An 8,353-nucleotide genomic window follows, 5' to 3' on the forward strand; every position below is an offset into this window, starting at 1 on the left:
TACATGGCGAGAAAACAGGGTATGGATGCAAGGGCGAAAGCAGGTGTATCGATCCGGTCAGCCACGAAGCGCTACGGCTCCGTGGTCGCCCTGGACGGCGTGTCGCTTGATATTGCACCCGGCGAATTTGTCTCGTTGCTGGGGCCTTCGGGCTCGGGCAAGACCACCTTGCTCGGCATTCTGGGCGGCTTCGTGCAGCCGACCTCCGGCGCGGTGTGGGTGGGCGAGCGGGATATTACATACGCGCCGCCGCACAAGCGCGACATCGGCATCGTGTTCCAGAACTACGCGCTGTTCCCGCATATGACGGTCGGCGAGAACGTTGCGTTCCCGTTGCGTGCCCGGCGTCAGCCGAAAGCCGGCTGGGCCCGCAAGGTCTCGGATGCGCTCGCGATGGTCGAGTTGGGTGGCTATGAAAGCCGCGGCGTGGCCCAGTTGTCGGGCGGCCAGCGTCAGCGCGTGGCGCTGGCTCGGGCAATGGTCTTCGAGCCGCAACTGATCCTGATGGACGAACCGCTTTCGGCGCTCGACAAGCAATTGCGCGAGACCATGCAGATTGAATTGCGCCGCTTGCACCGGAAGCTGGAAGCGACGATTGTCTACGTGACCCACGACCAGCGTGAGGCGCTCACCATGAGCGACCGTGTGGCCGTGCTGCGTAATGGCCGGCTGGTCCAGATCGATACGCCGGAACGCCTTTACGACCGCCCGTGCGACGCGTTCGTGGCGAGTTTCATTGGCGAGGCGACGCTGCTAGACGTAACCCGTGCCGGCGATGACGCCGTAAAGCTCGGCAACGTTGTCCTGCGAACTGCCTATCCGCTGCCGGCCGGCGACAAGCTTTTGCTGGCCGTGCAGACCGAAAAGCTGGTGATTGACGGCGGGTATGAAAGGCCCGGCGTGAACCGGCTGGTGTGCCGTGTCAGCGAGGTGCTGTATCAGGGCGAGAGCTTGCGGGTGTTCGCCACGCTCGCCGATGGCACGCCGCTCAGCCTCAGGCAGCCCGGCAGCCACGACGCGCGACAACGCATTCCCGCGCCCGGGACCGAGATGACAGTCCTGCTCGATCCGCAGGACACCATCGTCGTACCGGCCTGAATTTTTATACGTCCGTGAAGACAGGCATCAAAGCCTGGATATCAATCAAACTATAGAGGATTACGAATCATGAAGCTGAAGGATTTCAAGGTACTGACGTTCGACGTGGTCGGCACGCTCATCGACTTCGAACGCGGTGTGCTGGCCTCGGTACGCCGTCTGGGTGGTGCGGCGGCCAAGGATCTCACCGACGACCAGATCTTCGAACCCTACATGCGCGGCCGTGCGGCGTTTCCGGGCCGCTCGAGCCAGGCGATGGCAAGTGTCTATCAGTCGCTCGCCAACGAACTCGGCCTGCCCGCGGATGACGAGACCGCTGCCGCGTTCCAGCGCGACGTGCTTGACTGGCCTGCGTTTGAAGACTCGGTGGCGGCGCTCAAGCGGCTGCGCAAGCACTATCGGCTGGTTGCCATGACCAATGCGGACCGCGTGGCGTTATCGGCCTATGCCCACACGCTGGACGATCCGTTCGACGACACCGTATGTGCCGATGAAACCGGGGTCGCCAAACCGGACCCGCAATTCTTTGCTTATAACCGGGGCCGTCAGGCAGCGTTCGGATACAAGTTCAGCGAGATCCTGCATACGGCGCAAAGCCAGTACCACGACATTGGTGTTGCGACCGGGCTGGGTTATGCGACCTGCTGGATCGAGCGGCGCCAGGGCATGAAGGGCTTCGGTGCAACCCCGACGCCAGGCGCTGTCACCACGCCCACATTCAATTTCCCGACGCTCGCCGCGCTTGCCGATGCCGTGGAAGCCGAAGCACGCGCAGCATGAAGCAACCGCTGACCCGGCCGGGCGCGCCCTCGTTATGGATCGACATGGCGGGTGCTGCACCGCAAGCGGATGCGCCCGTCAGCACGGGTGCGCCGCTCGAGCGCGATCTCTCGGTGGAGGTGGCCGTGATCGGCGCGGGCTACTCGGGCTTGTCAGCGGCGTATGCATTGCAAAAGCGTGGCGTGCAAACGGCGGTGCTCGATGCCAATCCGGTCGGCTGGGGCGCGAGCGGTCGTAACGGCGGCGTGGTGTCGTCGAAATTCCGTTTGTCGTTCCCCGCAATCGAGCGCCTGCACGGCCTTGAAACCGCGAAGATCATGCATCGCCTCGCCCACGACGGCGTGCGCGTGGTTGAACAGTTCATCGATGAATTCAAGCTTGGCCGCGCCCGTTTCGAACACACCGGCAGCCTGCGCTGCGCGCACACCGAACGCGCATTCACGTCCATTCGTGCCGAGGCAGAGTGGGTGAAGCAAAAACTCGGCGACACCACGATGACGGTTCAATCGCGCGCCGAGGTCGAGCATGAAACGGGATCGAAGGCGTTTGTCGGCGGCGTGCTGAGCTCGGACGCAGGCACGATCCTGCCGCTTGAATACGTGCGTGGACTCGCCGCCGGCCTGACGCGGCGCAACGTGGATATCTATGAATCGACGCCAGTGCTTGAGATGATCCGCTCAGACGGCAGTGGCGGCGTGACCTTGCGCACGCCGAACGGCACAGTCCGCGCGAAGCAGGTGATTGTCGGGACCAATGCGTATTCGAACCTGACGCCCGCAACCGCGGCGTATCAACGCGAACTGGTGCCATTCCGCAGCGCGATGATCGCGACGGAACGCTTGCCTGCCGGACTCGATGACCGCCTGATGGTCGAGCGTCGCAGCTATGCCGAAACGCGGCGCATGATGAAGTGGTTTCGCAAGGTCGATGGCCGCATGCTGTTCGGCGGTCGCGACGCGTTTGGCAAGGAAGGGCAGACGACCGGCTTCGACGCGTTGCAGCGTGCGATGGTCGAGCTGTTTCCAGACCTGGCAGGCGTGCGCGTGGAGTACCAATGGTCGGGGTATGTCGGCATGACGTTCAACTCGCTGCCGCATGTGGGCCGCAGTGACGGCGCCACGACTTTTTGTCTCGGGTATAACGGGGCGGGGGTCGCCATGGCCAGTTTGCTCGGGCAGCATGCGGCGGCGCTCGCTCTTGGGGAGAAACCGGAGCTCTCGCTGCTTGCGGCGCCCGGCTTGAACCCGGTGCCCTTCCATTCGCTGCGTGCGCCGGGTGTTCGCCTGGTGGCCGGGTGGTATCAATTCCTCGATGCCTTGGGTGTGTGATGAGGCGCATGAGAAGGTGCATGATGCGAAGCGCTACCCGGACCTTTCAAGGACAGACTGCAATGCACGCAACGCCGGCCGAGCCTTCCATTCTTTATCAACGCCGCGAAGACCGCGCGATGCTGCTGCTGATGACGCCGGCGCTACTGGTGATCGTATTACTGCTGGTCGTGCCGCTTGCATGGCTCTCGTGGCAGTCCATCTGGAATCACGGTTTCACGTTCGAGAACTACCGGCGCATGTTCACGGGCGTGTATCTCGACACGTTCCTGCTCACCTTCAAACTCAGCGTGATCGTGACGGCCGTCACCTTGTTGCTCGGTTATCCGGTGGCGTACCTGGCGGCGTCCGTGCCGCCGAAATTCAGCGCGCTGATACTGGGCATGGTCATCCTGCCGTTCTGGACGAGCGTGCTGGTACGCACTTACGCCTGGCTCGTCTTGCTGCAGCGCACCGGCGTGGTCAACAAGGCGCTGATGGCGAGCGGGGTCATCGACCATCCGTTGCAACTCGCCTATAACCAGTTCGGCACGGTGGTCGCGATGGTGCATATCCTGTTGCCGTTCATGGTGCTGCCGCTCTATTCGGCCATGCAGAAAATTCCGCAGAACCTCTCGCAAGCCGGCGCAAGTCTTGGCGGCTCGCCGCTGCATGTCTTTGCGCGCGTGTTCCTGCCGTTATCGATGAGCGGGGTGGTAGCAGGCGTCACGCTCGTCTTCATCTTGTGTCTCGGCTTCTACATTACGCCGGAGCTGATGGGTGGCGGCAAGTCGGTCATGGTGTCCATGGTCGTGAGCCGCAATGTCGAAATCTACAATAGCTGGGGTGCGGCGAGTGCGGTCAGCGTCGTGTTGCTGGTCTGTGTGTTCGCGATCTTCTATGCGGCGAGCCGCGTGGTTCCGCTCGAAAAAACCCTGGGTGCGAAATGAGCGGAATGACCCACATGAACGACATGAAACCCTTTTCGTTCGGCCGCATTGTGCTTGGCTTCGCAGTGCTGCTGATCCTCGTGTTCCTGATGGTGCCTATCCTGATCGTCGTGCCGTTGTCGTTCTCGGACACGCGCTTCATGACCTTCCCGCCACCCGGCTACTCCTTGCGCTGGTATCACGCGTTCTTCAGCAATCCGGCCTGGATCGATGCGGCGCGGACCACGCTGATTGCATCGACCAGTGCTGCCCTGATTGCCACGCCGCTCGGCGTGGCCGCTGCTTATGCGATCCAGAACGGCACGCACCGCAGCATGCGTTATCTGCGCACCGTGCTCATGTTGCCGCTGATGGTGCCTGTCATCATTGTCGCGGTGGGCGTGTTTTTCGTGTACTCGCAGATGGGATACGTGAATACCCTTGGTGGTTTGATTGTTGCGGACACCATGCTCGGCTTGCCTTACGTGCTTATCTCGGTGGGCGCGGACCTGCGGACCTTCGATCCCACCCAGGAGATGGTCGCGCGCAGCCTCGGCATGAACCGCTTGCGCAGCTTCATGACGGTCACGCTGCCGCAAATCAAGTCGAGCGTGATCTCGGGTGCGGTGTTTGTATTCATCCAGGCGCTGGATGAAACGGTGGTCGCGCTGTTTGTTTCCGGCGGCCCGAACCAGACCCTCACGCGCCGCATGTTCGTCACCCTGCGCGACGAGATCGATCCGACCATTGCCGCGATCAGCACCATGCTGACCGCCCTGACGCTGTGCCTTGTGATGATCGTGGTGGTGAGCCGAAAATCATCGGCACGCGCCTGAACTTTGCGTAATCGATGCTTCGTCGCTACCTAACCGATGCCTAACCGATGCCTAACCGATCCCTGACGGATACCAGCAATGAGCCATGAACTGCAGTTCTATATAGGCGGCGAGTGGGTCGCGCCTGCGGGCCACGCGCGACTGCCCGTGATCGATCCCTCAACCGGGGAAGCCTTCACCGAGATCGCGATGGGCACACCTGTTGATGTCGACCGCGCAGTCGCCTCGGCGCGCCGCGCGTTCGCGTCGTTTTCGTTGACCACGCCCGACGAACGGCTTGCACTGATCCGCAAGATACTGGAAGCGTACGGTGAACGTTATGACGAGATGGCGCAGCTCATCTCGCGTGAAATGGGCGCGCCGCGTGCATTGGCGCAGGGTTGGCAAGCCGGACTCGGCACGCGGCATCTGAAGGAACTGATCCGAACCTGCGAGACGTTCACCTGGCAAAGAAGCAAGGGCACGACGCTCATTACACACGAGCCTATTGGCGTGGTCGCGTTGATCACGCCATGGAACTGGCCGATGAACCAGATCGTTTGCAAAGTCGCACCGGCCATTGCCGCGGGCTGCACGATGGTGCTCAAGCCTAGCGAAGTGTCGCCGTTGAACGCGCTTCTGTTCGCCGAGATACTCGACGCGGCGGGTGTGCCTCCGGGTGTGTTCAATCTCGTGAACGGCGGTGGTCCGACAGTCGGTGCGGCGTTGTGCAGTCATCCCGACGTGGACATGGTGTCGTTCACCGGATCGACGCGTGCCGGTATCCAGATTGCCGCGCTGGCCGCACCGACGGTCAAGCGCGTGCATCAGGAACTGGGCGGCAAATCGGCGAACCTGATTCTCGATGACGCCGATCTCGACGCCGCGGTGACTGCTGGCGTCAATGCGTGTTTTGGCAATAGCGGTCAGTCGTGCAACGCGCCCACGCGCATGTTCGTGCCCGCCGCCCGTCATGAAGAAGCAATAACGTTCGCGCGCCGCGCAGCGGAAGCCCATGTGGTCGGTCCCGCCGATACACCCGGCACAACGCTGGGACCCGTGGTCAGCGAGTTGCAGTTCGAGCGCATCCAGCGACTGATTCAAACCGGAGTGGACGAGGGCGCGCGCGTGGTGACCGGCGGAACCGGCCGGCCTGAAGGATTGACACGCGGCTACTTCGTCCGCCCTACGGTATTCGCCGGTGTGACTCCGGACATGACCATCGCTCGCGATGAAATCTTTGGCCCGGTGCTCGCTATCCTGCCGTATCGCGATGAGGAAGACGCCATCGCAATGGCGAACGACAGCGTATTCGGCCTGGCAGCGTATGTGCAATCCGGGGATCTCGAACACGCCCGGCGCGTCGCGTTCCGCTTGCGCGCGGGCAGTGTCCATCTCAACTATCCCGCGTGGGATGCAGGGGCGCCGTTCGGCGGCTACAAGCAATCGGGCAACGGCCGCGAGTACGGTGAATGGGGCCTCGAGGCGTTTCTCGAGGTCAAGGGCATTGTCGGTTACGGGGCCTGAAGCGCTTCCGAGCGGATCATGTCGGCAATCCGCTCGGCGATCATGATGGTCGGTACGTTAGTGTTCGCGCACGGAATGGAGGGCATCAGCGACGCATCGCAGACGCGCAGGTTCTGCACGCCATAGACGGCGCCCGATGCGTCCGTGACGGCCGCCGGATCATCGGCGGCGCCCATCCTGCAAGTCCCCGAAGGGTGCCATGTACCACTAACCGAACGTGTGACGAACTGCGTCATGGCGTGGTCGTCGGCGAGCAGCCCGGCGATGGACACACCTTGAGTCACCAGCCGGTGAATCAGGTCCTTTCGCCAAGGCCCGGCCCAATCCAGCAGCCCGCTCAATACACCGCGCTGAATCGCGTTGGCGGCTCCGGGTAACGCTACTTTCGCGACTCTCGGCGAATAACTCGACGGGAAGATCGCGCTCTGGTGCGCTGCCATGGAAGGGTCCGCCAACGTCTCTGCACCGAAGCGAACGGCGAGCTTCAGGCGGTCGAGGTCGCGTGGATCGGAGAGCATGTTGAACTCGACAGCAGGTTCATCGAGCGGGTTCGCCGATGTCAGCGTGACCCGGCCACGCGAGTACGATTTGTTGACCCAGAAAAAGATCGTCCCCAACCGATAACCAATCGAATGCCAGCCTGAACGCGACAAGATCGCGCCATGCATGTCGCCTTGAACTGTCCCCGGGAGCCCCGACGAAAAGCGCACGATAGCCTGCTCGTGGTGTTCATCGGGGAAGCGCGTACGGGCAGACTTGGGCAGGAAGGCCGACACGGCGATGGACGGATGCTCCATCAGGTTGCCGCCAACCCCGGGTCGATCCGCAACCCGGGGAATGTGCAGTGCAGCGAGGCTATCTGCTGGACCAATACCGCTGCGCAGCAGGATCGCCGGACTATGGATTGCGCCCGCGCACACGATCACCTGGGCGGCTTGCACGGTCTCGCCTGAGCCGAGTAGTGCTCCGATTGCGCGAGTGCCGTCGAACAGCACGCGGTCCACAGTCTCGCCGGTCCTGATTGTCAGGTTGGGACGCTGACGTACGGCGTCGGTGAGATAACAGATGGAGGTCGGAATGCGTTCACCCGCCGCGCTGACTGCAATCGCGCCGGCGAAGGTTCCGTCTTGCCACGGGCCGTTTTGATCATCGAGCCGGGGATGGCCGCGCGCGTCCAGGGTCGCAAGCACGGCGCGCACGAACGGCGAGATACGTGGCCACTCAGTGCGTTTGATGCGCAGCGGGCCGGTCCCGCCGTGCAATTCGCCACTGAAGTCCACATCCGTTTCGAGCTTGCGAAAGTAGGGCAGGCACGTGGCCCAGTTCCAGCCTTGCGCTCCGAGCGTGTCCCATTCGTCGTAGTCGGCAGGAGCGCCGCGATTCGCCATCAGCGCGTTGATGGCCGAGCCGCCGCCGAGGATGCGGGCCTGCTCATAGCGGCGCGGCTGCGCGCCGCCGCTCATCCTCGCGGTAAGGCGCTGCCAGATGTTGCCGGTGTCGAGATACGCACGGCCTGGATAGCGGCTGCGAATGGCGGCGGGCATGCTGGTTGCCGAAATAGGGCGGCCGGCTTCAATCAGGCAAACGGTCTTGCCGGCGTCTTCGGACAGGCGTGCGGCGAGCACGCATCCTGCCGATCCACCGCCGAGAATGAGGTAGTCAATCACGTTTTTTCGTTCGCACTAGGGGTTTGGTTTTGGACGTGACAGGTTTTGGGGTTAGCGGTTGGGGTCAATGCCGGGTTGTAGGTTCCAAGGGTAGCGGTCGGAGTCTATGCCGGGTTGCTGCTTTTGGCCTTAGCGGTCTGCGAGAGTGAGATATTCTCTTTATCACTATTAGCCACTGTGCGTGGCGGCACGTCATTTCTTGGTCCTTAGCGACAAAGAAACGAAGCAAA

At 62.5% G+C, this 8,353-nt stretch carries 7 protein-coding genes; 6 read left to right on the top strand and 1 reads right to left on the bottom strand.

What is annotated here, in order from left to right:
• Nucleotides 1–21 precede the first annotated feature (21 nt).
• The 6 genes from AWB69_RS23585 to AWB69_RS23610 all read left to right on the top strand — a co-directional run bounded on the left by AWB69_RS23585 (nucleotide 22) and on the right by AWB69_RS23610 (nucleotide 6,456).
• Nucleotides 22–1,098, top strand: a complete 1,077-nt coding sequence (locus AWB69_RS23585) for an ABC transporter ATP-binding protein (protein WP_062089237.1) — start codon at nucleotides 22–24, stop codon at nucleotides 1,096–1,098.
• A gap of 69 nt (nucleotides 1,099–1,167) precedes the next feature.
• Nucleotides 1,168–1,878, top strand: a complete 711-nt coding sequence (locus tag AWB69_RS23590) for an HAD-IA family hydrolase (RefSeq protein WP_062089238.1) — start codon at nucleotides 1,168–1,170, stop codon at nucleotides 1,876–1,878.
• The gene (locus AWB69_RS23595) at nucleotides 1,875–3,206 is read left to right on the top strand and encodes an NAD(P)/FAD-dependent oxidoreductase (RefSeq protein ID WP_062089239.1); all 1,332 of its coding nucleotides are present in this window, start codon (nucleotides 1,875–1,877) and stop codon (nucleotides 3,204–3,206) included. Before AWB69_RS23590 ends, AWB69_RS23595 begins: the two co-directional genes overlap by 4 nt.
• A 62-nt stretch (nucleotides 3,207–3,268) precedes the next feature.
• A complete protein-coding gene (locus AWB69_RS23600; protein WP_407923053.1) occupies nucleotides 3,269–4,135 on the top strand; it encodes an ABC transporter permease in 867 nt (288 codons plus the stop codon).
• 23 nt (nucleotides 4,136–4,158) lie between these two features.
• Nucleotides 4,159–4,950, top strand: coding sequence for an ABC transporter permease (locus AWB69_RS23605; RefSeq protein ID WP_062089251.1), 792 nt, complete (start codon nucleotides 4,159–4,161; stop codon nucleotides 4,948–4,950).
• Between the two features lie 78 nt (nucleotides 4,951–5,028).
• The gene (locus AWB69_RS23610; RefSeq protein ID WP_062089241.1) at nucleotides 5,029–6,456 is read left to right on the top strand and encodes an aldehyde dehydrogenase family protein; all 1,428 of its coding nucleotides are present in this window, start codon (nucleotides 5,029–5,031) and stop codon (nucleotides 6,454–6,456) included.
• Here AWB69_RS23610 and AWB69_RS23615 read toward each other — a convergent pair.
• Nucleotides 6,444–8,123 (bottom strand): GMC family oxidoreductase, encoded by a 1,680-nt coding sequence (locus tag AWB69_RS23615; protein WP_062089242.1) that lies wholly within the window; start codon nucleotides 8,121–8,123, stop codon nucleotides 6,444–6,446. The genes AWB69_RS23610 and AWB69_RS23615 overlap by 13 nt on opposite strands.
• Nucleotides 8,124–8,353 lie beyond the last annotated feature (230 nt).

The organism is Caballeronia udeis (genome assembly GCF_001544555.2).
Classification (GTDB): domain Bacteria; phylum Pseudomonadota; class Gammaproteobacteria; order Burkholderiales; family Burkholderiaceae; genus Caballeronia; species Caballeronia udeis.

Coding starts and splice junctions, on each gene's coding strand:
- AWB69_RS23600 (WP_407923053.1), top strand. CDS start 3,269: ATGCACGCAACGCCGGCCGAGCCTTCCATTCTTTATCAACGCCGCGAA.
- AWB69_RS23595 (WP_062089239.1), top strand. CDS start 1,875: ATGAAGCAACCGCTGACCCGGCCGGGCGCGCCCTCGTTATGGATCGAC.
- AWB69_RS23605 (WP_062089251.1), top strand. CDS start 4,159: ATGAAACCCTTTTCGTTCGGCCGCATTGTGCTTGGCTTCGCAGTGCTG.
- AWB69_RS23585 (WP_062089237.1), top strand. CDS start 22: ATGGATGCAAGGGCGAAAGCAGGTGTATCGATCCGGTCAGCCACGAAG.
- AWB69_RS23590 (WP_062089238.1), top strand. CDS start 1,168: ATGAAGCTGAAGGATTTCAAGGTACTGACGTTCGACGTGGTCGGCACG.
- AWB69_RS23610 (WP_062089241.1), top strand. CDS start 5,029: ATGAGCCATGAACTGCAGTTCTATATAGGCGGCGAGTGGGTCGCGCCT.